Below are 23536 nucleotides of genomic sequence, written 5' to 3'. Positions count from 1 at the left end.
GGTTGTTCAGGGCGACGTTCACAGGGTCAGGCCTCCTCGCGGGCGCCGTCGGCGATCGCCGCGACACGACCGGCGTAGCGGTTGCCGCCACGGTCGAAAACGACGGCCTCGACTCCACTCGCCTTGGCCCGCTCGGCGAGCAGCTCGCCGACGCGCTTGGCCTTGGCGGTCTTGTCGCCGTCGAAGCCGCGCAGGTCGCTCTCCATCGTCGAGGCCGACGCGAGCGTCTTGCCCACGGTGTCGTCGACCAGCTGCACGAAGACGTGGCGGCTGGAGCGCGACACGACCAGGCGGGGACGCTCGGGCGTGCCCGTGACGTGCTTGCGCACGCGCAGGTGACGACGGTCGCGAGCGGCGCTCTTGCTGCTGGCGCGCTTGATGATCTTTGCCATGGCTTACTTACCGGCCTTTCCGACCTTGCGGCGGATGTGCTCGCCCTCGTAGCGCACGCCCTTGGCCTTGTAGGGGTCGGGACGACGCAGCTTGCGGATGTTGGCCGCGACCTCACCGACGAGCTGCTTGTCGATGCCCGAGACCGAGAATCGGGTCGGGTTCTCGACGGCGAACTGGATCCCCTCGGGGGCCTTCACCGTGATCGAGTGGCTGTAGCCGAGAGCGAACTCCAGGTCGGTGCCGCGCGCGGTGACGCGGTAACCGGTGCCGTGGATCTCCAGCTTCTTGGTGAAGCCGTCGGTCACCCCGACGACCATGTTGTTGATGAGGCTGCGGGTCAGGCCGTGCAGCGCACGCGACTCGCGCTCGTCGTCGGGGCGGGCGACCTCGACGGCACCGTCCTCACCCTTGGCGACAGTGATGGGCTCGGCGACGGTGAGCGCCAGCTGGCCCTTGGGGCCCTTGACGCTGACGTCCTGCCCCTCGATGGTCACCTCGACACCACTCGGCACCGGGACCGGAAGACGTCCGATTCGTGACATCTGTAGATCTCCTCCTTGGTCCCTAGATCACCAGACGTAGGCGAGGACTTCCCCGCCCACACCCTTGGCGGCCGCCTGCTTGTCGGTCAGGAGGCCGGACGACGTGGAAATGATGGCGACGCCCAGCCCGCCCAGAACCTTCGGGAGGTTCGTGGACTTGGCGTAGACGCGCAGACCTGGCTTGGACACCCGCCGGACGCCCGCGATGGAGCGCTCCCGGTTGGGGCCGTACTTCAGGTCGATGGTCAAAGTCTTGCCCACCTCGGCGTCCTCGACCTGCCAGCCGGCGATGTAGCCCTCGGCCTCCAGGATCTCCGCGATGTGCGACTTCAGCTTCGAGAAGGGCATGGACGTCGAGTCGTGGTGCGCCGAGTTGGCGTTCCGCACTCGCGTCAGCATGTCCGCGATCGGGTCGGTCATGGTCATGGTGGGCTTCTGCCCTTCCTCACCGGGGTTTCAGCTGCGGGCGGTTCGCCGCGGCCGACCTACGGTGTTGGTGAGTCGGTGAAAGGTGGGGTGCTTACCAGCTGCTCTTGGTGACGCCCGGGAGCTCGCCCCGGTGCGCCATCTCGCGCAGGCAGATCCGGCACAGGCCGAACTTGCGGTAGACCGAGTGCGGGCGGCCGCACCGCTGGCAGCGGGTGTAGGCGCGCACCGCGAACTTCGGCTTCTTGTTCGCCTTGTTGACAAGCGCAGTCTTGGCCATCGTTCTCAGTTCTCCCGGAACGGGAAGCCCAGCTGCTTGAGCAGGGCCCGCCCCTCGTCGTCGTTGGTGGCGGTGGTGACGACCGTGATGTCCATGCCGCGGACGCGGTCGATCTTGTCCTGGTTGATCTCGTGGAACATGGACTGCTCGTTGAGACCGAAGGTGTAGTTGCCGTTGCCGTCGAACTGCTTGGGCGACAGGCCACGGAAGTCACGGATGCGCGGCAGCGCGATCGCGATCAGCCGGTCCAGGAACTCCCACATCATGTCGCCGCGCAGCGTGGTGTGCGCACCGATCGGCATGCCCTCGCGCAGCTTGAACTGCGCGATGGACTTGCGCGCCTTGGTCACCGCCGGCCGCTGGCCGGTGATGGTCGCGAGGTCGCGGATGGCGCCCTCGATCAGCTTGGAGTCCTTGGCGGCGTCGCCGACACCCATGTTGACGACGACCTTGGTCACGGTCGGCACCTGCATGGGGTTGGCGAAGCTGAACTGCTCCTGCAGGGCGTCCTTGATCTCCTCGCGGTAGCGCTGCTTGAGCCGCGGGGTGACCTTCTCGGCCGGAGCGTCGGCCACGGTCTCGGTGGTCTCGGTCACGTCAGTCATCACAGGTCCTTACCGGTCCGCGCGGAAACCCGGGTGCGGACCGTCTTGGTACGACCGTCGCGCTCCACCTGCTCCTCGCGGATGCGCACGCGCGTCGGCTTGTTGTCCTCGGGGTCGACGATGGCCACGTTGCTCACGTGGATCGGCGCCTCGACGACCTCGATGCCACCCGAGGCAGAGCCACCGGCACCGGCACGCGTGTGCTTGGTGATCCGGTTGACGCCCTCGACCAGCACGCGCTGGCTCTCGGGGTAGACCGCGATGACCTTGCCCTGCTTGCCCTTGTCGCCGCCCTTGTCCTGGCTGCGACCGGTGATGACCTGCACGAGGTCGTTCTTCTTGATCTTCATCTTCGGCTTGTTGGTCGCCATGGCCTCAGAGCACCTCCGGCGCGAGCGAGATGATCTTCATGAAGCGCTTGTCACGCAGCTCACGACCCACCGGGCCGAAGATGCGCGTTCCGCGCGGGTCGCCGTCGCCCTTGAGGATGACGGCGGCGTTCTCGTCGAACTTGATGTAGGAACCGTCCGGGCGGCGCTTCTCCTTGACGGTGCGCACGATGACGGCCTTGACGACATCGCCCTTCTTGACGTTGCCGCCGGGGATGGCGTCCTTGACGGTGGCCACGATGGTGTCACCGATGCCGGCGTAGCGACGGCCCGAGCCGCCGAGAACCCGGATGCACAAGATCTCCTTGGCACCGGTGTTGTCGGCGACGCGAAGTCGCGACTCCTGCTGGATCACAGTTTCTCTCCTGTCGTCTCACTGGTTCTCGGACCGCCGCGGCGGCGCGAGCCTGGTGGAACGGATACGGGTCTTGGTTCGGGGTCTGGCCCCGGACGTCTTACTTGGCGCGCTCGAGGATCTCGACCAGACGCCACCGCTTGGTGGCGGACATCGGGCGAGTCTCCATGATGAGAACGCGGTCGCCGATGCCGGCGGTGTTCTCTTCGTCGTGCGCCTTCACCTTGCTGGAGCGGCGCATGACCTTGCCGTAGAGCGCGTGCTTGACGCGGTCCTCGACCTCGACCACGACGGTCTTGTCCATCTTGTCGCTCACCACGTAACCCCGACGGGTCTTGCGGTAGTTGCGGTCGGTGTCGGCCTGGCCGGTCTCGACGTCGGCGGTGTTGTCGGCCATGTCAGCCCACACTCTCCTTCTCGTTCTGCTCGGCCGGCTCGGTCTCGGCCTGCGGCGCGCGGCCGATGCTCAGCTCGCGCTCACGCATCTCGGTGTAGATCCGCGCGATGTCCTTGCGGACCGCCCGGAGCCGGGCGTTGTTCTCCAGCTGGCCGGTGGCCGACTGGAACCGCAGGTTGAACAGCTCCTGCTTGGCCTTGCCGAGCTCCTCACGGAGCGCCGCGTCGTCCATGCCGCGCAGCTGCTCGGGCATCAGGTCCTTGGAACCGACTGCCATCAGAAGTCACCACCCTCACGCGCGACGAAGCGGCACTTCATCGGCAGCTTGTGCATCGCCAGGCGCAGCGCCTCGCGTGCCACCTCTTCGGACACACCCGACAGCTCGAACATGACGCGGCCGGGCTTGACGTTGGCGACCCACCACTCGGGCGAGCCCTTACCGGAACCCATGCGGGTCTCGGCGGGCTTCTTGGTGAGCGGGCGGTCCGGGTAGATGTTGATCCAGACCTTTCCGCCACGCTTGATGTAGCGGGTCATCGCGATACGAGCGGACTCGATCTGACGGTTGGTGACGTACGCCGGCTCCAGGGCCTGGATGCCGTAGTCACCGAACGCCACGGTGGTGCCGCCCTTGGCAGCGCCGCCACGCTTGGGGTGGTGCTGCTTGCGGTGCTTGACTCGACGGGGAATCAGCATCAGGACTCGCCTCCTCGGTGCTCGTCGCCTCGGCGGGAGCGGCCTCGGTCGCCGGAGCGGCGGCCGGGGTCTCCTGCGCGGGAGCAGCGTCGCGGCGGCCACGGCCACCCCGGTCGCCACGGTCGCCACGGCCCGGACGGTCGCCGTCACGGCGGCCGCGCGACGGGCGCGACGGGGCGGCGGCCTGCTCGCGCGCCAGCTCCTTGGCGGTGAGGTCACCCTTGTAGATCCAGACCTTCACGCCGATGCGGCCGAAGGTGGTGCGGGCCTCGTAGAAGCCGTAGTCGATGTTCGCGCGCAGCGTGTGCAGCGGAACCCGACCCTCGCGGTAGAACTCGGTGCGGCTCATCTCGGCGCCACCGAGGCGACCGGAGACCTGCACCCGGATGCCCTTGGCACCGGCCCGGCTCGCCGACTGCATGCCCTTGCGCATCGCGCGTCGGAACGACACGCGGGCGGAGAGCTGCTCGGCGATGCCCTGGGCGACCAGCTGAGCGTCGGCCTCGGGGTTCTTGACCTCGAGGATGTTCAGCTGAACCTGCTTGCCGGTGAGCTTCTCCAGCTCACCGCGCAGGCGGTCGGCCTCGGCGCCGCGGCGGCCGATGACGATGCCCGGACGGGCGGTGTGGATGTCGACGCGGACCCGGTCGCGGGTGCGCTCGATCTCGACCCGGCTGATGCCGGCCCGCTCCATGCCCGTGGACATGAGGCGGCGGATCGCGACGTCCTCCTTGACGTAGTCGCGGTAACGCTGACCCGGCTTGTTGCTGTCAGCGAACCAGCGGCTCTTGTGCTCGGTGGTGATGCCGAGTCGGAAGCCGTTCGGGTTGACCTTCTGACCCATCAGTTGCCTCCTCGGCGGTCGTCTTCTGCGGCTGTGCGACACGCACCGTGATGTGGCTGGTGCGCTTGTTGATCCGGCTCGCGCGGCCCTGGGCCCGCGGGCGGAACCGCTTCATGGTCGGGCCCTCGTCGACGTACGCCTCGCTCACCACGAGCGTGCGCTCATCGAACGGCGCGGAAGCCTGGTCGGCTGCATAGCGCGCGTTGGCGATCGCGCTCTCCAGCACCTTGCGGATCTGCTCGCTCGCCCCTGGGGCGCGAACTGCAGCACCGCGACGGCCTCGGTGGCCTGCTTCCCACGGATCAGGTCCACGACGCGGCGGGCCTTCTGCGGCGTCACACGGACGTACCGCGCCTGCGCCTTGGCTTCCATCGCTGTACCTCTACTGTCGTTCGTCTCAGTCATGGCTCGTCACGGGCCACCGCGTCAGCGGCGGCGCCCCTTCCGGTCGTCCTTCTCGTGACCCTTGAAGGTGCGGGTCGGGGCGAACTCGCCGAGCTTGTGACCGACCATCGCCTCGGTCACGAAGACCGGGACGTGCTTGCGGCCGTCGTGCACCGCGAGGGTGTGGCCGAGCATGTCGGGGGTGATCATCGACCGGCGGGACCAGGTCTTGATGACGTTCTTGGTGCCCGCCTCGTTCTGCGCCTCCACCTTCTTGGCAAGGTGGTCGTCGACGAAGGGGCCCTTCTTCAGGCTGCGTGGCATCTCGAATGGCTCCTATCAGCGCTTCTTGCCAGTACGGCGGCGACGCACGATGAGCTTGTCGCTCTCCTTGTTGGGGCGGCGGGTGCGGCCCTCGGGCTGACCCCACGGGCTGACCGGGTGGCGTCCACCGGAGGTCTTGCCCTCACCACCACCGTGCGGGTGGTCAACCGGGTTCATCGCGACACCGCGCACGGTCGGGCGCTTGCCCTTCCAGCGCATGCGGCCGGCCTTGCCCCAGCTGATGTTGCTCTGCTCGGCGTTGCCGACCTCGCCGACGGTGGCGCGGCAGCGCACGTCGACGTTCCGGATCTCACCGGAGGGCATGCGCAGCTGCGCGTAGGGGCCGTCCTTGGCGACGAGCTGCACGCGGGCGCCGGCCGAGCGGGCGATCTTCGCACCGCCACCGGGCCGCAGCTCGATGCAGTGGACGACCGTACCGGTCGGGATGTTGCGCAGCGGCAGGTTGTTGCCGGGCTTGATGTCGGCGTTGGGGCCGTTCTCGATCCAGTCGCCCTGCTTCAGCCGGCTCGGCGCGATGATGTAGCGCTTCTCGCCGTCGGCGTAGTGCAGCAGCGCGATGCGGGCGGTGCGGTTGGGGTCGTACTCGATGTGAGCGACCTTCGCGCGGATGCCGTCCTTGTCGGCGCGACGGAAGTCGATGACGCGGTAGGCGCGCTTGTGGCCACCACCGATGTGCCGGGTGGTGATGCGGCCCGAGGCGTTGCGGCCGCCGGACTTGGTCAGCGGGCGGACCAGCGACTTCTCCGGCGTCGAGCGGGTGACCTCGGCGAAGTCGGCCACGCTCGAGCCGCGACGACCGGGGGTCGTCGGCTTGTACTTACGGATAGCCATCAGTCAGTCCCTCCTCAGCCAACCTGGCCGAAGATGTCGATCGAGCCCTCGCGCAGCGAGACGATCGCGCGCTTGGTGTCCTTGCGCTTGCCCGTGCCGAAGCGGGTCCGGCGGGTCTTGCCCGGGCGGTTCATGGTGTGCACCGAGTCGACCTTCACGCCGAAGACCTGCTCCACGGCCACCTTGATCTCGGTCTTGTTGGCCCGCGGGTCGACGAGGAAGGTGTACTTGCCCTCGTCGAGCAGGCTGTAGGACTTCTCCGAGACGACCGGCGCGATCAGGATGTCGCGCGGGTCCTTGCGTCCAGTGCTCATGGTCAGTTGTCCCCTTCGCTCTGCTCGGCCTCGACCGGAGCCTTCTTGGCCTCCTTGGCGGCCTTCGCCGCGACCCGGGCCTGCTCGCCGAAGCTCAGGAAGTGCTCGAGCGCGGCCTGGGTGAAGACCACGTCGTCGGCGCACAGCACGTCGTAGGTGTTGACCTGGTCGGACCAGATCAGGTGCACGTCGGCGAGGTTGCGCACGCTCTTGGCGCCGACCTCGTCGTCGCGGTGCAGCACCACGAGCAGGTTCTTGCGCTCGCTGAGCCCGTCCAGCAGCGTCGCCGCGGACCGCGTCGACGGGGCGTCGCCCTCGACGACACCGGCCACGACGTGGATGCGGCCGTGCCGCGCCCGGTCGGAGAGGGCGCCGCGCAGCGCGGCAGCCTTCATCTTCTTCGGGGTGCGCTGGCTGTAGTCACGCGGCTGCGGGCCGTGGACGGTGCCACCGCCGGCGAACTGCGGCGCGCGGGTCGAGCCCTGACGCGCCCGGCCGGTGCCCTTCTGGCGGTACGGCTTGCGGCCACCGCCGCGGACCTCGCCGCGGGTCTTGGTGGCGTGGGTGCCCTGGCGCGCAGCGGCGAGCTGGGCCACGACCACCTGGTGGATCAGCGGGACGTTGGTCTGCACGTCGAAGATCTCGGCGGGCAGCTCGGTGGTGCCGGACTTGGCACCGGTCGGCCCCAGGATGTCGACGGTCGTCATCTCGCTCAGGCCTCCTTCGCAGCGGTCTTCGCGGCCGACTTGACGAGGACGATGCCGCCGCGGGGACCGGGCACAGCGCCCTTGACCAGCAGCAGACCCTTCTCGGCGTCGACGGCGTGGATGGTGAGGTTCTGGGTCGTCTGGCGCACGCCGCCCATGCGGCCGGCCATGCGCATGCCCTTGAAGACACGACCCGGGGTGGCGCAGCCACCGATCGAACCCGGCTTGCGGTGGTTGCGGTGCGCACCGTGCGAGGCGCCGACACCGGAGAAGCCGTGACGCTTCATGACACCGGCGAAGCCCTTGCCCTTGGTGGTGCCGACGACGTCGACGACCGCGCCGGCCTCGAAGGCCTCGGCGGTGATCTCCTGGCCGGGGGCGTACTCGGCGGCGTCGGAGGTGCGCACCTCGACGAGGTGACGACGCGGGGTCACGCCGGCCTTGTCGAAGTGGCCCTTCAGCGGCTTGGTGACCTTGCGCGGGTCGATCTGGCCGTAGCCGATCTGCACCGCGTGGTAGCCGTCGTCGTCACCGCGGACCTGCGTGACGACGCAGGGGCCCGCCTGGATGACGGTGACGGGGACGAGGCGGTTCTCGGCGTCCCAGACCTGGGTCATGCCGAGCTTCTCGCCGAGGACGCCCTTGACCGGGCGCTCCGTGATGTGAGTCATGGTGAGTCGTTCCTCCCTTGCCCGGTCAGAGCTTGATCTCGATGTTGACGTCGGCCGGGAGGTCCAGACGCATCAGCGAGTCGACAGCCTTGGGGGTCGGGTCCACGATGTCGATCAGGCGCTTGTGGGTGCGCATCTCGAAGTGCTCGCGGCTGTCCTTGTACTTGTGCGGCGACCGGATGACGCAGAAGACGTTCTTCTCCGTCGGCAGCGGCACGGGGCCCACGACCGTGGCACCGGCACGGGTCACCGTGTCGACAATCTTGCGCGCCGAGCTGTCGATGACCTCGTGGTCGTACGACTTCAGCCGGATGCGGATCTTCTGTCCCGCCATTCGCTCGCGTCTCTCTCTCGCGTCCAACAACAACAAACGTCCGTGGCCGGTGCGTCGGGCTTGTGCTCCGACCCACGCGCTCGGGTGTGTCGCGGTGGCCTCGCGGCACACCGGAACGATCGATCCGATGGTGTGGGTCGGTCCTGACGGACCGGGGCTTGCTCCGATGTGCGGCGGCCCCGCGAACGGGTCCTGCGCGCTGCTCGGGGGTGACGGGCCGACCGAGGTCAGCGCCGCGCAACAAGCAACTTGTCCAGTGTGCCAGAGTCCGCGGCACGCGGCCAAATCGAGCCGGAACCGGCCGCCCCGGAGGCTAGGGTGCCTCGCGTGGGGGCACCAGTCGTACAGACCCGAGATCTGACGGTCCAGTATCCCCGGGTCCGCGCCCTCGACGCGCTCAGCGTCGGCGTGCCGGCCGGGGTCACCGGGATCGTGGGCGTCAACGGCGCCGGCAAGTCCACGCTCATCAAGGTGCTGCTGGGGCTGCTCGCGCCGACCGCCGGCGAGGCGCGGGTGCTCGACATGGACACCCGCACGCACGGCGCCGCGATCCGCGCGGTCGTGGGCTACATGCCCGAGCACGACGCGCTGCCGCCCGACGTCTCGGCCGCCGAGTTCGTGCTGCACATGGCGCAGGTGTCGGGGCTGCCGCGCACCGACGCCCGCGAGCGCACCGCCGACGTGCTGCGCCACGTGGGGCTCGCCGAGGAGCGGCACCGGCCCATCGGCGGCTACTCCACCGGCATGCGGCAGCGGGTCAAGCTGGCGCAGGCGATCGTGCACGACCCGCGCCTGGTGCTGCTGGACGAGCCCACCAACGGGCTCGACCCGCGTTCGCGCGACGACATGCTCGACCTGATCTCGCGCATCGGCCACGACTTCGGCATCTCGGTGATCGTCACCAGCCACCTGCTCGGCGAGCTGGAGCGCACGGCCGACCACGTCGTCGTCATCGACAGCGGCCGGCTGCTGCGCGCCTCGGCCACCACCGACCTGACCCAGACCACCGGCACCGTGCTGGTCGAGGTGCTCGGCCCGTCCGGCTCCGACCGGCGCGTGGGCCAGGCGCTGCTCGACCGCGGCATCCAGGCCGCGCCCGACGGCGACCGGATCCGGGTGCGGATCGACGACCCGCGCGCGCTCGACGTGGTCCGCGACGTCGTCACCGACCTCGGCCTCGGGCTGGTGCGGGTGCAGGAGATCCACCACACGCTCGAAGAGGTCTTCGAGGCGACGGGAGGCGCCCGATGAGCACGTCCGGGCCCAGCGGGGTCATCCACGACATCGGCTACCGCCGGTTCACCGGGCAGCGCCGCTCTCCCGGGGCGGTCGCGGGCTCGCTGTTCCGCACCGCCCTCGCCCACTGCTTCGGCATCGGCCGCACCGGCAAGGCCAAGATCGTGCCCTGGGTCGTGACGATCATCATGTTCGTGCCGGCGCTGGTGCTGGCCGGCATCATCATCCAGCTGAAGCGGATGTCCCTGTCGGACCGGGCCGACCTGTTCGGGCCGCTGTCGACCTACTTCGGCTACCCGTTCTGGACCCAGCTGCTGCTCACCGTCTTCGTCGCGGCCCAGGCGCCCGTGCTCTTCGCGCGCGACCTGCGATACCGCACGATCGTGCTCTACTTCGCCCGCCCGGTCTCGCGCACGACGCTGATCCTGGTGCGGCTCGCGGCCCTCGCGACCGCGGTGTTCGCGATCGTCGCCGTGCCGCTGACGATCTGGTGGGGGTCGCGATCAGCTCCGACCTGCCGGTCGGCCAGCACACCAAGGCCTACCTCGCCGCCCTCGCCGGCATGGCGATCCTCGCGGTGATGCTGGCGGCCATCTCGGCGATGGTCTCGGCCCTGACCACCCGCACCGGCCTGTCGGTCACCGGCGTGATCGTCACGCTGATGATCACCTCGGGCATGGTCACCGCGCTGCTGGGGATCGCGTACGAGAACGTCAACGAGACGCTCGCCTTCGTCGCCGCCGCGCTCAACCCGTTCACCGCGGTCGCCGCGCTGGTCAGCGGGCTGTTCGACCAGCCGACGCCGATCGAGCTGCTCCCCCGCGTGACGACCCCCGGGTGGACGCTCTTCTTCGTCGTGGTGGCGGCCGCCTGGGTGCTGGTCCCGACCGCGATCCTGCTCGCCCGCACCCGGAAGGCGGCCTCGCTGTGACCGACCTGGTGCTCGCGGGCGTGTCCCGGTGGTACGGCAACGTCGTCGCGGTCAACGACGTCTCGATGGTGCTCAGCCCGGGCATCACCGGGCTGCTCGGCCCCAACGGCGCCGGCAAGTCGACCCTGCTGTCGATGATGGCCGGTCTGCTGCCGCCGTCGGCCGGGTCGGTCACCCTGGGCGACCGGCCGGTGCGCGAGCGGGTGTCGGTCTATCGCGACATCGGCCTGGTGCCCGTCCAGGAGCAGCTGTACGACTTCCTCACCGGCCGTCAGCTGGTGCGCCTGAGCGCCGACCTGCAGCAGGTGTCCGATCCGGCGGCCGCGACCGAGCGGGCGATCGAGCTGGTCGACCTGGCCGACGCGGCCGGCCGCAAGGTGCACACCTACTCCAAGGGCATGCGGCAGCGGATCAAGGTCGCCTCGGCGCTGGTGCACGACCCGCAGGTGCTGCTGCTCGACGAGCCGTTCAACGGCATGGACCCGATCCAGCGGCGGCAGATGATGAACCTGCTCACCGACCTCGGGCAGCGCGGCCGCACCATCGTGTTCAGCTCGCACATCCTCGAGGAGGTCGAGCAGCTGGCCCGCCGCGTCGAGGTCGTGGTCGCGGGCCGGCACGCCGCCTCCGGCGACTTCGCCGAGATCCGCCGGCTGATGACCGACCGGCCCAACCAGTACCGGCTGCGCTCCTCCGACAACCGTCGGCTCGCGGCCCTGCTGCTCGCCGACCCGTCGGTGCGCGGCGCCCGGCTGCGCGACCGGCACACCCTCGAGGTCGAGACCGACGACCTGGGCCGGTTCGCCCACTCCGTCCCCCGCATCGCCCGCGCCCACGACATCCGGCTGCTCGAGCTCACGCCGACCGACGAGTCGCTCGAGAGCGTCTTCTCCTACCTGGTGAACGCATGACGACCCCACCGCCCGCCACCCCGCAGCCGGCCCCGCCCGGCCCCCTGCCCGCCGGCAACGCCGCGCCGAGCGGCACGTCCCCGCTGAGCGGACCGGTCGTGCGCCTGGCGCTGCGCTCGCTCCTCGGCCGCGCCCGGGTGCTCCTGCTGCTCGCGCTGCCGGTGCTGCTGATCGCGCTCACCCTGGTGCAGCAGCGGTTCGCGGCGATGGACGGCACCGCCACCCAGAACTTCCTGAGCACCTTCGGCATCGGCGTGGTCGTGCCGGTCGTCACGCTGATCTGCACCACCACGCTGATCTCCACGGAGTTCGACGACGGCTCGATCATCCAGCTGCTGGTGAAGCCGATCTCCCGGGTGGCCCTGGTGCTGAGCAAGGCCCTGGTGATCCTCGGCGCGGTGGTGGTGTTCGGCGTGCTGCCGCTCGGGATCTCGGCGATGGTGCTGCACCCCGGCGACGGCCTGCCCCTCGCGATCGTGGCGGGCAGCGCGGTCTCGGGTGTGGCGTACGTCGGGATCTTCACCGCGCTCGCGGTCGCGCTGCGGCGCAGCGTGGTGGGCGCGCTGGCCTACTGGCTGATCTGGGAGTCGACCATCGCCGGGCTGATCGGCCCGACGAAGTGGCTGTCGGCGCGCAGCTGGGGCACCTCGGTGCTCCAGGCGGCCAGCGACGTCACGGCCGAGGCCGCTCAGCCCGTGCCCACGGCGTACGCCATCCTCGCCGCGCTCGTGGTGCTCGCCGGCGGCGTGCTGCTGGCCGGGCGGCGCATCGTCTCGATGACGCTCTCCGACGACTAGGCCGCCGGCCCGCGCAGCACGCCCCCGCCGGGGCTCACGAGCCTGCGGGCGCCTCGGACTCCTCCGCCGGCGCGGTGCCGACCTTGCGGGCCAGCCGCATCCACGTCTCGACCACGGTGTCGGGGTTGAGCGACATCGTCTGGATGCCCTGCTCCATCAGCCACTCCGCGAGGTCGGGGTGGTCGCTGGGGCCCTGGCCGCAGATGCCGACGTACTTGCCCTGGTCGAGGCAGGCGGTGATGGCCATGCTGAGCATCTGCTTGACGGCCGGGTCGCGCTCGTCGAACTTGTCGGCGACCAGCGAGGAGTCGCGGTCCAGCCCCAGCGTCAGCTGGGTCATGTCGTTGGAGCCGATCGAGAACCCGTCGAAGAACTCGAGGAACTCGGCGGCGTTGACCGCGTTGCTCGGGATCTCGCACATCATCACGACCTGCAGGTCGTTCTTGCCGCGCTCGAGCCCGTGCTCGGCCAGCAGGTCGGTGACGCCCTGGGCCTCCCCGAGGGTGCGCACGAAGGGGATCATCACCTTGACGTTGGTGAGGCCCATCTCGTCGCGCACGTGGCGCAGCGCCGCGCACTCCATCGCAAAGCACTCGGCGAAGTCCTCCGACAGGTACCGCGAGGCGCCGCGGTAGCCGATCATCGGGTTCTCCTCGTCCGGCTCGTACGCCGTCCCGCCGACGAGGTTGGCGTACTCGTTGGACTTGAAGTCGGACATGCGCACGATGACCGGCTCGGGCGCGAAGGCGGCCGCCAGCATCGAGACGCCCTCGGCGACCCGCTTGACGAAGAACTCGCGCGGGCTGTCGTAGGCCGCGGTCAGCGCCTCGATCTCGGCCTTGAGCTCGGGCGAGAGGTTGCCGCCGCCGGCCTCGAGGTCGAGCAGCGCCTTGGGGTGGATGCCGATCTGCCGGTTGATGATGAACTCCAGGCGCGCCAGGCCGATGCCCTTGTTGGGCAGCCGGGAGAACTCGAACGCCTGGTCGGGGGTGCCGACGTTCATCATGATGCCGACCGGGATGTCGGGCATGGAGTCCAGCGAGGTCTCGTCGACCGAGAAGTCGAGCTTGCCCTCGTAGACGAACCCGGTGTCGCCCTCGGCCGCCGAGACCGTGACCTCCTGGCCGTCGGTGAGCGCGGAGGTCGCGCTGCCGGTGCCGACCACGGCCGGGATGCCCAGCTCGCGGGCGATGATCGCCGCGTGGCAGGTGCGCCCGCCGCGGTTGGTGACGATCGCGCTGGCGCGCTTCATGATCGGCTCCCAGTCGGGGTCGGTCATGTCGGCGACCAGCACCTCGCCGGTCTGGAACTCGTGCATGTCCTCGACCGAGCGCAGCGTGCGCACGGCGCCGGCGCCGATCTTCTGACCGATGGCGCGGCCCTCGACGGCGACCGTGCCGCGCTCGGCGAGGCTGAACCGCTGCAGGGTCGAACCGGCCTGGCGCGACTTCACCGTCTCGGGCCGGGCCTGCAGGATGTACAGCCCGCCGTCGACGCCGTCCTTGCCCCACTCGATGTCCATCGGGCGGCCGTAGTGCTCCTCGATCTTGAGGGCGTACTCGGCCAGCTGGGTGACCTCGTCGTCGGTCAGCGACAGCAGCGGGCGCTCGGCCTCCTCGACGTCGACGAACTCGGTGGTGCGCCCGACCCCGGCGTCGTCGGTGTAGACCATCTTGATGGCCTTGGAGCCCACGCCGCGCTTGAGGATCGCCGGGCGGCCGGCGCGCAGCGCCGGCTTGTAGACGTAGAACTCGTCGGGGTTGACGGCGCCCTGCACGACCGCCTCGCCGAGGCCGTACGACGAGGTGATGAACACGGCGTCGTCGAAGCCGGACTCGGTGTCGATCGTGAACATCACGCCCGAGGCGCCCACGTCGGAGCGGACCATCCGCTGGATGCCGGCCGACAGCGCGACGGCCTCGTGGTCGAAGTTGCTGTGCACGCGGTAGGCGATCGCCCGGTCGTTGTAGAGCGAGGCGTAGACCAGCTTGATCGCGTGCAGGACGTTGTCGATGCCCTTGATGTTGAGGAAGGTCTCCTGCTGCCCCGCGAAGCTCGCGTCGGGCAGGTCCTCGGCGGTCGCGCTGGAGCGCACCGCCCAGGAGACCTCCTCGCCGTTCTCCTCGACCAGCCGGTCGTAGCTGTCGCGGATGTCCTGCTCGAGGTCCTCCGGGAAGGGGTGGGACTCGATGGTCTCGCGGATGCTGCGGCCGACCGGGCCAGCTCGCGCACGTCGTCGACGTCGAGCGCGCGCAGCTGGGCGTTGATGTCGTCGGCGAGCCCGCCCTCGGTCAGGAAGCGGCGGTAGGCCTCGGCCGTCGTGGCGAAGCCGTCGGGCACCTGCACCCCGGCCTTGGCCAGGTGCTGCACCATCTCGCCGAGGGAGGCGTTCTTGCCCCCGACCCGCTCGACGTCGTCGAGGCCGAGGTCGGCGAACCACTCCACGTTGCGTGTCATCTGCGGTGTCCTTCCGAGGTGCTGCTCTGGGGTCGTCGCGGCCGGGTTCAGCTGCGTGGGCGCTGGTCGAGGTTCTGCAGGATCACCGCGGCGATCTCCTCGACGGACATGTTCGCCGAGCTGACCGAGGGGATGCGGTGGGTGGCGTAGAGCGCCTCGGCCCGGCGCAGCTCGTAGCTGCACTGCGCGAGCGTGGCGTAGCGCGAGCCCGGTCGGCGCTCGCTGCGCACCTGGCTCAGCCGCTGCGGGGTCGACAACAGGCCGAAGATGCGGTCGGCGTACGGCCGGATCGGGCGGGGCAGGTCGCTGGACTCGAAGTCCTCCTCGACCAACGGGTAGTTCGCGACCTTGAGGCCGTGCTGGATCGCGAGGTACATCGACGTGGGCGTCTTGCCGCACCGGGACGGCGCGACGAGGATCAGGTCGGCCTGCTCCAGCGCGCGCAGGCTCTGCCCGTCGTCGTGCTCCATGGAGTAGTCGATGGCCTTCATCCGGGCCTCGTACGCCCGCTGGTCGGCGATGCCGTGCACGCTCCCGACGTCGTGGGCGGCGTTGACGTGCAGCACCCGCTCGACCATGTCCAGGTGCGAGCCGAACAGGTCGATGAACGCGCACACCGTCTTCATCAGCTCGGCGCGGATCTCCTCGTCGGCCACCGTGGAGAAGACCAGCGGGGTGACCGCGTCGGTCTTGGCCGCGTCGACCAGCGCCACCACCTGGCGGGCCTGCTCGACCGACTTGATGAAGGGGATCTTGCGGGTCTGGAACGACACCGTCGGGAACTGCCCGAGGATCATGTTGCCCAGCGTCTCGGCCGAGATGCCCGTGCCACCGGCCAGGAAGAACGCCGGCGTCGCCGACACCTGCTCGGCCTGGTCGGGGGTCATGAGCGGCAGTCTCCCAGGTCGCTCCCCCGCCCGTGCAGCAGGCCTGGACCTTCCTCGCCCTGCGAGACGACCGTCCCGGCCTCCGAGCACCAGCCCCCGGGGCGGTGATACTCGGCACATGGACCAGCGCGCCGCCCTCCTGCGCACCCTGCGCCGCGAGCACGGACTCACCCAGCAGCAGCTGAGCGAACGAGCGGGCGTGTCGGTGCGCACGCTGCGCGCGCTCGAGCGCGACGAGGTGCGCGAGCCGCACCTCGCGACGCTGGAGTCGCTCGCCACCGCGCTGGCGCTGCCGCGCGCCGAGCGCGCCCGGCTGCTGCGCACCTGGGCCCAGGTCCCGATGGCTCCGTTCGAGCGGCTGTTCGCCCGGACGGGGGTCACCGACGACGAGCAGGTCAGCCGCTTCCTGGCCGAGGAGTACGGCAAGGACATCCGCTACACCCACGTCTCCAGCCGGGCGCGCATCTCCGCCTCGCGACGGATGGTCGAGTGTCGCTACCACGCGGTGATCCTGGCGCTGGAGGACGGCGTGCGCGGGACCTGCCTGATCAACGCGGCCGACCCCCTGGTGCTCCCCGGGTCCAGCTGAGCGACGTGCACGGCTGCACCGTCGCGGGCCGCCGCGAGGTCCCGACGCTGGGGCTGGTCATCTTCGGCCTGCAGTTCGCCCGCCCGCTCCAGGAGGGCGAGTCGGCGGTCATCGACTACACCGTGCTCGAGCCCGACGACGCGGGCGAGCCCTCCCACCGGGTCCTGCGCGGCTCGCGTCGCGGCATGGCCTCGCTCGCCGTCAGCGTGGAGTTCGAGGCGCCGCCGGCTCGGCTGTGGCAGGTCACCGCGACCGCCGGCCGCGAGGAGGTGACCGGCGCGGTCAGCCACGAGCGCGAGCCCCTCGTCCAGCTGGCGCTGAAGGACGTGCCGCCCGGGTCGTACGGCTTCGCCTGGGACTGGGAGGAGCCCGGCACCTGACGCCGGGGCCGGCGCGAGCGGCAGTCTGGCGGCAGTTTCGGCCCGCAGGGTTGCCGTCGCGGTCCTCGCTCCCGAAGGCTGGTCCGCGGGCGCGCCCAGGGGTGGAGACCTGCGGGTCGGTCGCGCTCACGAGGCGCACCGGCGGCGCGCTCCCGTGAGGGGAGGGGGACGCACCGCTGGTGCGCCGCCTGCGTCAGAAGATGGCCTCGACCCACTCGGGGCGGTCGACGAACGGGTTGCGGTTGCCCTGGATCGCGTAGACCGTCTCGTTGCGCCGCTGCTCGAACGCGTCCGGCGGGTCCTGCGCGCTCCACGCGACCAGCACCGAGACCCGGCCGTGGTAGGGCGCCGACCCGTTGTTGACCTGGTCGTTGACCTCCAGGTCGGGCGCCCCGTCGTCCCCGTCGTAGCGCACGGCCATGTAGAGGATCATCCGCGCCACGTCGCCCTTGACCGCGTCGCGCGGCTCCCAGGAGTCACCGTCGGCGTAGTTGCCCGGCGCCTCGTCGTTCTGCGTGCCGCCGTTGTCGAAGTCGAGGTTGCCGCGGTCGGCGTTGACCGTCACGTCGGTCGGGCGCAGGTGGTGCAGGTCGGTGCCGGGCCCGGGAGTCGTGCCGAAGTCGCCGTGGCTCTTGGCCCAGACGTGCTCACGGTTCCAGTTGTCGACGTCTCCCCCGTTGTTCGTCTTCGGGGTCGACCTGCCCGTGTAGAGCTCGATGACGTTGTTCGGGTTGGCCGGGTCCTCGTCGGTGCGGCGCAGCGCGTCCCAGACCTGGTCGTACGTCAGCACGGACTGGGTGCTGACGATGTCGTTGAGCTTGTTCTTCAGGGGCAGACCGGTCAGGCCCTCGGTGCCGGCGTAGTAGTCGGCGACGCTGACGGCCGCCGGGGGCGAGGTCGCCGCGCTGGCCGGGCCGGCGGTCCAGGTCGGGGTGGTGGCGGCGAGTGCGGCGACGCCGACCACGGCGAGCGCGCGACGGGCGCAGGTGAGCATGGGGCTCCTCCGGAGGGGGACGGACGAGCCCCATGCTGCTCGCGCGTCGGTCAGGCCCGGGTGAACGCAGGTTCAAGACTTGCTCAAGCCTGCGCGGCCGGGCCGCGCCAGCCCCTTGATCAGCGCCCGCCTCGCGGCCGCCGCCGCTCTCGGCTTCGGTGGACGCCCTCGGCTCAGCCGGCGCTGAGCTTCTCGGCCGCCGCGAGCAGCACGCAGGTCGTGACGACCGCCATCGCCGACTCGACCTCGGCGAGCGGCGGCAGGGTCGGCGCGAGCCGGATGTTGGTGTCGTCGGGGTCCTGGCCGTAGGGGAACGACGCCCCTGCCGGCGTCAGCGCGACCCCGGCGTCCTTGGCCAGCTCGACCACGCGACCGGCGGTGCCGGGCAGCACGTCGAGGCTCACGAAGTAGCCACCCTCCGGCGTGGTCCAGCGCGCGACGCCGGAGTCGCCGAGGTCGTCGCTCAGGATGCGCTCGACCGCGTCGAACTTGGGCTTGATGATCTCGCGGTGCTTGGCCATGTGGGCGCGCACCCCGTCGGCGTCGCCGAAGAACTGCGCGTGCCGCAGCTGGTTGACCTTGTCGGGGCCGATCGAGCTCTTGCCGAGGTGGCCGGTGAACCACTTCACGGTCTCCGGCGACCCGGCCAGGAAGGCCACGCCCGCCCCGGCGAAGGTGATCTTGCTGGTCGAGGCGAACACCACCGGCCGGTGCGGGTTGCCCGCGGCCGACGCCAGCGACAGCACGTCGGCCGACTTGGTCTCGTCCTCGGTCAGGTGGTGCAGCGCGTAGGCGTTGTCCCACAGGATCTTGAAGTCCGGCGCGGCGGTCGGCATGGCGGTCAGCTCCGCCGCGACCTCCTGGCTGCAGGTGATCCCGGTCGGGTTGCCGTAGGTCGGGACCAGCCACATGCCCTTGACCGACGGGTCGTCGGCGACCAGCCGGCGTACGGCCTCGACGTCGGGACCGTCGGCGTTCATCGGGACGGTGACCATCTCGATGCCGAGCGACTCCAGCAGCGCGAAGTGGCGGTCGTAGCCGGGCACCGGGCAGACGAAGGTCACCTTCTCCTCCTGCAGCCAGGGCCGCTCGGAGTCGACGCCGCCGTGCAGCAGCAGGTTCTTCAGCGTGTCGGCCATCATCGTCAGGCTGCTGTTGCCGCCCGCGACGAGCTGGCGGGGCTCGACGCCGAGCAGCTCGGCGAAGATCTCGCGCAGCTCGGGCAGGCCCGCGAGCCCGCCGTAGTTGCGCACGTCGGTGCCGTCGGCCGCGGTGTGCCCCTGCGGCAGCCGCATCAGCTCCTCCGACAGGTCCAGCTGCTCGCTCGACGGCTTGCCGCGCGTGAGGTCGAGCGTCAGCCCTTGCTCGCGGATCCGGTCGTACGCCGTGCGCTGGGTCGCGAGCGCGTCGGCGAGTTCGGCGGCGGACAGGTCGGCAAGAGCCACGGGACGTCTCCTTGGTTCAGACGGGCGGTCCCTCGATTGTCGCAGGGGCCGCGGGCCTCGCTCCCGGGCGTCTCACCGGCGTCGCCGGCCCCGCGCAGAAGTCGATGGAACCGTTCGCAGCTGCAAACACTCATACCGGCGTTCCGTGTTCACGATCGCAAAGGACGCCCGCCATGCGCACCTCCCGCACCACCGCCTCGCTCGCCCTCGCCGCGAGCCTCGCCCTCGGGCTGACCGCCTGCCAGGGGGACGACGCGCCGGACACCATCACCGACTACGCGCCGCCCACGACCACCTCGTCGAGCGCGGCCCCGTCCGGACCGTCCAGCACCTCCGGACCCAGCACGGCCCCCGGCTCCAGCACCGCGACCCCGAGCTCCGCCGGCACCGGCGCGACCACCCCGCCCGCGGACAACCCCGGCCCGCCCGCGACGGGCGGCGCCTCCCCGAGGCGCCGGTGAAGCACGGCGAGCTCGCCCCGGACACGACGGTGAACGCCACCCTCGGCAACCTGGGACCGGGCCCGGCGACCCGGGTCACGGTGGAGCGGCTGGGGGCGTACAGCTCCGGCAGCAGCTCGACGACCAACCTGTTCGCCGTGCTGCGCGCGACCTCCACCGAGCGGGGCACCGTGACCGTGCAGTTCGTGCTGCGCGACGCCCGCGGCGACGTGGTCGCCATCCAGGACGAGCAGGTGCCCGTCGGCGGCCTGACCGACGAGATCAAGGTGCTCGCGTCCAGCAAGACGCTCAGCGGCGCGGAGACGTCGGCCACCCGGGTCTCGCTGCGCATCAAGGACAACCAGCCCGACGACTACGCGACGGTCGCCGAGGTCGACCCGTCGTTCTCGTTCGGACAGACCGACACCGGCACGCCGAAGGTCAGCGGCCGCTACCGCACGGTGGGCAAGGGGTCGGCGAACCTGCTGTCGGTCGTGTGCTCCGACGCCTCGGGCCGCACGCTGACCGACAGCGGCGTCGGCGAGGAGAAGGACGCGCCGGGGTGGTCCACGTTCGAGCTGTCGCTCGACGACGCGCCCACCGGGTTCCGTCCCACCCGCTGCTGGGTCGGTCACTGAGCCACCGCCCGCACCCGGCTCCGCCCACCTCGCACCCTCCCGGCGAGGTGGGCGGCCAGGTGCCCGGCGGCCAGCAGCCCGGCGAGCGCGGCCGCCGCGCCCCACAGCAGCTGCGGCCCGCGCTCGAGCAGCGGGGCGCCGACCAGCGGAGCCAGCACCGCCGCGACACCCCAGGACAGGCCGTACGTCGTCATCACCGCCGCCTCGTCACCCGGCCGGGCCATCCCGGCCGCGACCGCCTGCTGCGTCCCGAGCAGCAGCGACCCGCTCGCCCCCTCCAGGGCCGCCCCGACGAGCAGGCCGGTCACCGTGCCCGTCGCCCACAGCGCGAGCCCGCCGGCGAGCACGACGTAGCCGGCGACGAGCAGCAGCGCTGGTCGGACGCGCGTCTCCAGGTGCGCCACGGCCCGCTGGGCGAGCACCGCGAAGCCGGCGACGACCGCGAGCAGCCACCCGGCGTACGCCGTCGGATGGCCCGCGCGCACCACGGACAGCGGGAAGAAGAGGACGACGACCATCACGAGCGTGCCGTAGACGGTGCCGACCCCGGTCCAGGCGAGCAGCCGCGGCGACAGCGAGCGCCGCCAGGAGCGGCCCGGTTCGCGCGGGGGCCGGACGTCGACGAGCAGCACGGCCACGACGGCCGCCGCCGCGAGACTCGTGATCGCGTCGACGCCGAACAGCCAGGCGACGCCGAACGGCGCGACGAGCCCGGCGACCGCGCCGGCCAGCACCCCGGCGACCGACATCGCCGCCGACAGCAGCGCGAACCCCGACGCGCGCCGCTCGGCCGGCACCTGCTCGGCGACGAAGCCCTGGGTGGCCGGCTCGATGATCTCCTGGGCCAGCCCCAGCAGCACCGCGCCCAGCACCACCGTCGCCACGCTGCCGGCGAGGGCCGCCACCGCCTGGGCGAGCGCGCAGGCGAGCAGGCCGACGACCAGCGTGCGCCGTGAGCCGATGCGGTGGGCCAGCACCCCGCCGAGCACGCGTGAGGGGATCGTGCACAGCCCGAAGATCGCGAGCACCGGCCCGACGAGCGACATCGGGGCGCCCAGGTCGACGCTCAGCCGGGCGCCGAGGAAGCCCATCGAGAAGCCGCCGAGCCGGTTGACCACGCGGGCGACCACCAGCGGGAGCAGCATTCGCGTGGTGCCGCCGCGCGACCGGCCCGTGACTGTCGTACGCTCGTTGTCCAGTGACATGACCCGGAGGCTAGATGACTACCGAAATGCACTTCAACAGTCACGTTCGACGCATTATCGGCGCGACCGTGGCCCTGGTGAACGCCCTGTCCCCCGGGGAGGACGGCGGACGAGCCGTGGCCGAGCCCGCGGGCGCGCCGCTGCGCGACGCCGTGCGCGTGGCGCTGACCGCGGCGGGCTACGACAGCTCGCCCACGCAGCAGCAGGCGCAGTCGCTGCTGCCGCACGTGCGCCGGGCCCGCTCGGTCTTCGGTCTGCTCGACGGCGACGACCTCGCGGGGGCCGCCGAGCTGGTGAACCGGATGCTGCGCGACACCCGCGCCCGCCCCGAGCTGGACCTGCGCCCCGACGGCGGCTACGGCCTGCACTTCCACGGCCCCGACGACAGCTTCGAGCGCGGCTGGGCCGCCGGCATCGCCGCGGGCCTGGCCATGGCGATCGGCGGCGACCTCGGCAGCCGCCTGGGGGTGTGCGCGGCACCGGCCTGCGACCGGGTCTACGTCGACCTGTCCAAGAACGCCCACCGCCGGTTCTGCTCGACCCGCTGCCAGAACCGGGTCAAGGCCGCGGCCCACCGCGCGCGCCGCCGTTGACGGCACACCGGTCACTGCTGTCACGCACGTCACGCGTACCCGCAGGGGTGAAATTCTGCGAAAAGCCTTTCCCAGCAGGCCCCCCACGCGGTCCTATGAGGGGTGGTCCACACCGAGGGAGGTCTCATGCGCCGACGTGCTCGCGCCGCGACCGCTGCCGCCGCGGCAGCGCTGGCGCTGACCCCTGCGCTCGCGGGATGCGCCGACGACGAGCCGCGCCCGCCCAACCAGATCGTCGTCTGGAGCCTGGAGGCCCAGACCGACCGCATCGCCGCGCAGCGCGCGATGCTCGCGGGCTTCACCCGCAGCACCGGTGTCAGCGCCGAGCTGGTCGCCGTCGACGAGGCCCAGCTGCCGCAGCTCATCGCGAGCGCCGCGCAGACCGGTGACCTTCCGGACGTCGTCGGCGGCCTGCCGCTCGGCTACGTCCGCCAGCTCGACCGGTTCGACGTGCTCGACCGCCCGGCCGCGACCGAGGTGATGAACCAGCTCGGCCGCGACACCTTCGCCCCGCGCACCGTGCAGATGACCAGCGAGGGCCAGGAGTCGCTCGCGGTCCCCTCCGACGGGTGGGCGCAGGTGCTGGTCTATCGCAAGGACCTGTTCCGGCAGGCCGGGCTCCAGCCACCGACGACGTACGACAACCTCGTGCGCGCCGCGCGCACCCTCACCCGCGACAAGCAGTTCGGCATCACGCTCAGCACCGACCCGGCCGACGTGTTCACCCAGCAGTCGTTCGAGTCGCTCGCGCTCGGCAACGACTGCCAGCTGGTCGACCGCGCGGGCGCCGTGCAGATCACCGACCCGCCCTGCGAGCGGACCTGGTCGACGTACGACCAGCTCGCCCGCTCCTTCTCCCCGACGGCCGGCAGGACGTCGACACCACCCGGGCCAGCTACTTCTCGGGCCAGTCGGCGATGGTCCTGTGGTCCACGTTCATCCTCGACGAGCTCGCCGGGCTGCGCAACGACGCGCTGCCCACCTGCGGACCGTGCCAGCGCGACCGGACGTGGCTGGCCAAGAACAGCGGCGTCGTCACCGCGGTCAACGGTCCCGACGGCACCGGCGCCGGCGGCTTCGGCGAGGTCGCGTCGTGGGCGGTGATCAAGGGCCAGAACACCACCGGCGCCAAGCGGCTCATCAGCTACGCCCTGGGTGACGGCTACACCCAGTGGATGGGCATGGCGCCGGAGGGCAAGTTCCCGGCCCGGCTCGGCCCGACCCCCGGGTCGCAGGCGTACGTCCAGGCCTGGCGGCGACTGCCCTCGGGCGTCGACACCAAGCGCCGCCTCGACGCGGTCTACGACCCGCAGACGATGAACGCCATCTCCGGGGTCTGGACCAACCTCAACCGGTGGGCCATCCCCCAGGGGCAGGGCTCGATCCTCGGCCCCGTCTCGGCCGAGCTGCCGATCTCCAAGGCGGTGGCCGGCATGGCGAACGGCTCCATGACCCCCACCGGCGCGGCGCGCGAGGCGCGCGACGCCGTCGACGAGATCGCCACGTCGGGCAGCTGAGGA

The 23536-nt window shown here is 71.0% G+C and carries 33 protein-coding genes and 2 pseudogenes; 12 read left to right on the top strand and 23 right to left on the bottom strand.

Annotated elements, in window-relative coordinates; genetic code table 11:
- Positions 1-26: 26 nt before the first annotated feature.
- The 18 genes and pseudogenes from rplR to rpsJ all read right to left on the bottom strand — a co-directional run bounded on the left by rplR (position 27) and on the right by rpsJ (position 8513).
- Entirely contained in the window at positions 27-392 is a 366-nt protein-coding gene (gene rplR, locus QUE40_RS03120; RefSeq protein ID WP_289232293.1) for a 50S ribosomal protein L18, read from the bottom strand.
- Between the two features lie 3 nt (positions 393-395).
- A complete protein-coding gene (rplF, locus tag QUE40_RS03115; RefSeq protein ID WP_142004372.1) occupies positions 396-935 on the bottom strand; it encodes a 50S ribosomal protein L6 in 540 nt (179 codons plus the stop codon).
- A gap of 27 nt (positions 936-962) precedes the next feature.
- Positions 963-1361 carry a 30S ribosomal protein S8 gene (gene rpsH, locus QUE40_RS03110; RefSeq protein ID WP_142004371.1) on the bottom strand — a complete coding sequence of 133 codons (399 nt, stop codon included), beginning with the start codon at positions 1359-1361 and terminating at the stop codon, positions 963-965.
- A 94-nt stretch (positions 1362-1455) separates the two neighbouring features.
- Complete coding sequence (locus QUE40_RS03105) at positions 1456-1641, bottom strand: type Z 30S ribosomal protein S14 (protein WP_052594758.1); 186 nt, start codon at positions 1639-1641, stop codon at positions 1456-1458.
- Between the two features lie 5 nt (positions 1642-1646).
- Positions 1647-2246 (bottom strand): 50S ribosomal protein L5, encoded by a 600-nt coding sequence (rplE, locus tag QUE40_RS03100; protein WP_289232292.1) that lies wholly within the window; start codon positions 2244-2246, stop codon positions 1647-1649.
- Positions 2246-2617: a 50S ribosomal protein L24 gene (gene rplX / locus QUE40_RS03095; protein WP_142004369.1), complete on the bottom strand. Its 372-nt coding sequence runs from the start codon at positions 2615-2617 to the stop codon at positions 2246-2248. Before rplX ends, rplE begins: the two co-directional genes overlap by 1 nt.
- Positions 2618-2621: 4 nt before the next feature.
- Positions 2622-2990, bottom strand: a complete 369-nt coding sequence (gene rplN, locus QUE40_RS03090) for a 50S ribosomal protein L14 (RefSeq protein ID WP_142004368.1) — start codon at positions 2988-2990, stop codon at positions 2622-2624.
- A 100-nt stretch (positions 2991-3090) separates the two neighbouring features.
- On the bottom strand, positions 3091-3387 hold the full coding sequence (gene rpsQ, locus QUE40_RS03085; RefSeq protein WP_142004367.1) for a 30S ribosomal protein S17: 297 nt from the start codon (positions 3385-3387) through the stop codon (positions 3091-3093).
- Between the two features lies 1 nt (position 3388).
- A complete protein-coding gene (gene rpmC, locus QUE40_RS03080; protein WP_142004366.1) occupies positions 3389-3664 on the bottom strand; it encodes a 50S ribosomal protein L29 in 276 nt (91 codons plus the stop codon).
- A complete protein-coding gene (gene rplP / locus QUE40_RS03075; RefSeq protein WP_142004365.1) occupies positions 3664-4083 on the bottom strand; it encodes a 50S ribosomal protein L16 in 420 nt (139 codons plus the stop codon). Before rplP ends, rpmC begins: the two co-directional genes overlap by 1 nt.
- The gene (gene rpsC / locus QUE40_RS03070; protein WP_289232291.1) at positions 3992-4927 is read right to left on the bottom strand and encodes a 30S ribosomal protein S3; all 936 of its coding nucleotides are present in this window, start codon (positions 4925-4927) and stop codon (positions 3992-3994) included. The genes rplP and rpsC overlap by 92 nt, the downstream gene beginning before the upstream one ends.
- Before the next feature lie 25 nt (positions 4928-4952).
- Positions 4953-5299, bottom strand: a pseudogene (gene rplV / locus QUE40_RS03065) (50S ribosomal protein L22); the annotation flags it as partial.
- Positions 5300-5353: 54 nt separating this feature from the next.
- On the bottom strand, positions 5354-5635 hold the full coding sequence (rpsS, locus tag QUE40_RS03060; protein WP_142004362.1) for a 30S ribosomal protein S19: 282 nt from the start codon (positions 5633-5635) through the stop codon (positions 5354-5356).
- Positions 5636-5650: 15 nt separating this feature from the next.
- Positions 5651-6487 (bottom strand): 50S ribosomal protein L2, encoded by an 837-nt coding sequence (rplB, locus tag QUE40_RS03055; protein WP_142004361.1) that lies wholly within the window; start codon positions 6485-6487, stop codon positions 5651-5653.
- Between the two features lie 14 nt (positions 6488-6501).
- Positions 6502-6801, bottom strand: coding sequence for a 50S ribosomal protein L23 (gene rplW, locus QUE40_RS03050; RefSeq protein ID WP_142004360.1), 300 nt, complete (start codon positions 6799-6801; stop codon positions 6502-6504).
- 2 nt (positions 6802-6803) lie between these two features.
- Complete coding sequence (gene rplD / locus QUE40_RS03045) at positions 6804-7508, bottom strand: 50S ribosomal protein L4 (protein WP_142004359.1); 705 nt, start codon at positions 7506-7508, stop codon at positions 6804-6806.
- Positions 7509-7513: 5 nt separating this feature from the next.
- On the bottom strand, positions 7514-8179 hold the full coding sequence (rplC, locus tag QUE40_RS03040; protein ID WP_142004358.1) for a 50S ribosomal protein L3: 666 nt from the start codon (positions 8177-8179) through the stop codon (positions 7514-7516).
- Positions 8180-8204: 25 nt separating this feature from the next.
- Entirely contained in the window at positions 8205-8513 is a 309-nt protein-coding gene (rpsJ, locus tag QUE40_RS03035) for a 30S ribosomal protein S10 (RefSeq protein WP_006946210.1), read from the bottom strand.
- Between the two features lie 327 nt (positions 8514-8840).
- On the opposite strand from rpsJ, the gene QUE40_RS03030 reads away from it, so the two are divergent.
- From QUE40_RS03030 to QUE40_RS03010, 5 genes are read left to right on the top strand one after another with little or no spacing between them, the layout of a single operon-like run.
- On the top strand, positions 8841-9764 hold the full coding sequence (locus QUE40_RS03030) for an ABC transporter ATP-binding protein (protein ID WP_289232290.1): 924 nt from the start codon (positions 8841-8843) through the stop codon (positions 9762-9764).
- A complete protein-coding gene (locus tag QUE40_RS03025; RefSeq protein ID WP_289232289.1) occupies positions 9761-10330 on the top strand; it encodes a hypothetical protein in 570 nt (189 codons plus the stop codon). Before QUE40_RS03030 ends, QUE40_RS03025 begins: the two co-directional genes overlap by 4 nt.
- Positions 10312-10680, top strand: coding sequence for a hypothetical protein (locus QUE40_RS03020; RefSeq protein ID WP_289232288.1), 369 nt, complete (start codon positions 10312-10314; stop codon positions 10678-10680). Before QUE40_RS03025 ends, QUE40_RS03020 begins: the two co-directional genes overlap by 19 nt.
- On the top strand, positions 10677-11591 hold the full coding sequence (locus tag QUE40_RS03015) for an ABC transporter ATP-binding protein (RefSeq protein WP_142004355.1): 915 nt from the start codon (positions 10677-10679) through the stop codon (positions 11589-11591). Before QUE40_RS03020 ends, QUE40_RS03015 begins: the two co-directional genes overlap by 4 nt.
- A complete protein-coding gene (locus tag QUE40_RS03010) occupies positions 11588-12388 on the top strand; it encodes an ABC transporter permease (RefSeq protein WP_289232287.1) in 801 nt (266 codons plus the stop codon). The genes QUE40_RS03015 and QUE40_RS03010 overlap by 4 nt, the downstream gene beginning before the upstream one ends.
- A 34-nt stretch (positions 12389-12422) precedes the next feature.
- On the opposite strand, the pseudogene ppsA reads toward QUE40_RS03010, so the two are convergent.
- Positions 12423-14845 (bottom strand): annotated as a pseudogene (gene ppsA, locus QUE40_RS03005) (phosphoenolpyruvate synthase).
- Between the two features lie 47 nt (positions 14846-14892).
- Positions 14893-15732 (bottom strand): pyruvate, water dikinase regulatory protein, encoded by an 840-nt coding sequence (locus tag QUE40_RS03000; RefSeq protein ID WP_142004352.1) that lies wholly within the window; start codon positions 15730-15732, stop codon positions 14893-14895.
- Between the two features lie 118 nt (positions 15733-15850).
- On the opposite strand from QUE40_RS03000, the gene QUE40_RS02995 reads away from it, so the two are divergent.
- A complete protein-coding gene (locus QUE40_RS02995; RefSeq protein WP_289232286.1) occupies positions 15851-16321 on the top strand; it encodes a helix-turn-helix domain-containing protein in 471 nt (156 codons plus the stop codon).
- A 5-nt stretch (positions 16322-16326) separates the two neighbouring features.
- The gene (locus QUE40_RS02990; RefSeq protein ID WP_289232285.1) at positions 16327-16701 is read left to right on the top strand and encodes a hypothetical protein; all 375 of its coding nucleotides are present in this window, start codon (positions 16327-16329) and stop codon (positions 16699-16701) included.
- Between the two features lie 193 nt (positions 16702-16894).
- Here QUE40_RS02990 and QUE40_RS02985 read toward each other — a convergent pair whose 3' ends face one another.
- Both QUE40_RS02985 and QUE40_RS02980 read right to left on the bottom strand, forming a co-directional pair.
- Positions 16895-17695: an endonuclease I family protein gene (locus QUE40_RS02985; protein WP_289232284.1), complete on the bottom strand. Its 801-nt coding sequence runs from the start codon at positions 17693-17695 to the stop codon at positions 16895-16897.
- A 173-nt stretch (positions 17696-17868) separates the two neighbouring features.
- Positions 17869-19140, bottom strand: coding sequence for an aspartate aminotransferase type Ic (locus QUE40_RS02980; RefSeq protein ID WP_289232283.1), 1272 nt, complete (start codon positions 19138-19140; stop codon positions 17869-17871).
- Between the two features lie 173 nt (positions 19141-19313).
- Here QUE40_RS02980 and QUE40_RS02975 point away from each other — a divergent pair, with 173 nt between their 5' ends.
- The gene (locus QUE40_RS02975) at positions 19314-19601 is read left to right on the top strand and encodes a hypothetical protein (RefSeq protein WP_289232282.1); all 288 of its coding nucleotides are present in this window, start codon (positions 19314-19316) and stop codon (positions 19599-19601) included.
- Positions 19598-20218: a hypothetical protein gene (locus QUE40_RS02970; protein WP_289232281.1), complete on the top strand. Its 621-nt coding sequence runs from the start codon at positions 19598-19600 to the stop codon at positions 20216-20218. The genes QUE40_RS02975 and QUE40_RS02970 overlap by 4 nt, the downstream gene beginning before the upstream one ends.
- Here the strand turns inward: QUE40_RS02970 and QUE40_RS02965 are convergent.
- On the bottom strand, positions 20212-21423 hold the full coding sequence (locus tag QUE40_RS02965; protein WP_289232280.1) for an MFS transporter: 1212 nt from the start codon (positions 21421-21423) through the stop codon (positions 20212-20214). The two genes, QUE40_RS02970 and QUE40_RS02965, sit on opposite strands and share 7 nt — an antisense overlap.
- Positions 21424-21500: 77 nt before the next feature.
- Here QUE40_RS02965 and QUE40_RS02960 point away from each other — a divergent pair, with 77 nt between their 5' ends.
- The 3 genes from QUE40_RS02960 to QUE40_RS02950 all read left to right on the top strand — a co-directional run bounded on the left by QUE40_RS02960 (position 21501) and on the right by QUE40_RS02950 (position 23533).
- Positions 21501-22016: a CGNR zinc finger domain-containing protein gene (locus QUE40_RS02960; protein ID WP_289232279.1), complete on the top strand. Its 516-nt coding sequence runs from the start codon at positions 21501-21503 to the stop codon at positions 22014-22016.
- Positions 22017-22142: 126 nt separating this feature from the next.
- On the top strand, positions 22143-23120 hold the full coding sequence (locus QUE40_RS02955) for an ABC transporter substrate-binding protein (RefSeq protein WP_289232278.1): 978 nt from the start codon (positions 22143-22145) through the stop codon (positions 23118-23120).
- The gene (locus tag QUE40_RS02950; RefSeq protein ID WP_289232277.1) at positions 23117-23533 is read left to right on the top strand and encodes a hypothetical protein; all 417 of its coding nucleotides are present in this window, start codon (positions 23117-23119) and stop codon (positions 23531-23533) included. Before QUE40_RS02955 ends, QUE40_RS02950 begins: the two co-directional genes overlap by 4 nt.
- Positions 23534-23536: the final 3 nt, after the last annotated feature.

The organism is Barrientosiimonas endolithica (genome assembly GCF_030296655.1).
Classification (GTDB): Bacteria; Actinomycetota; Actinomycetes; order Actinomycetales; family Dermatophilaceae; genus Barrientosiimonas; species Barrientosiimonas humi.
This window is presented reverse-complemented; position numbering and strand designations above follow the sequence as displayed.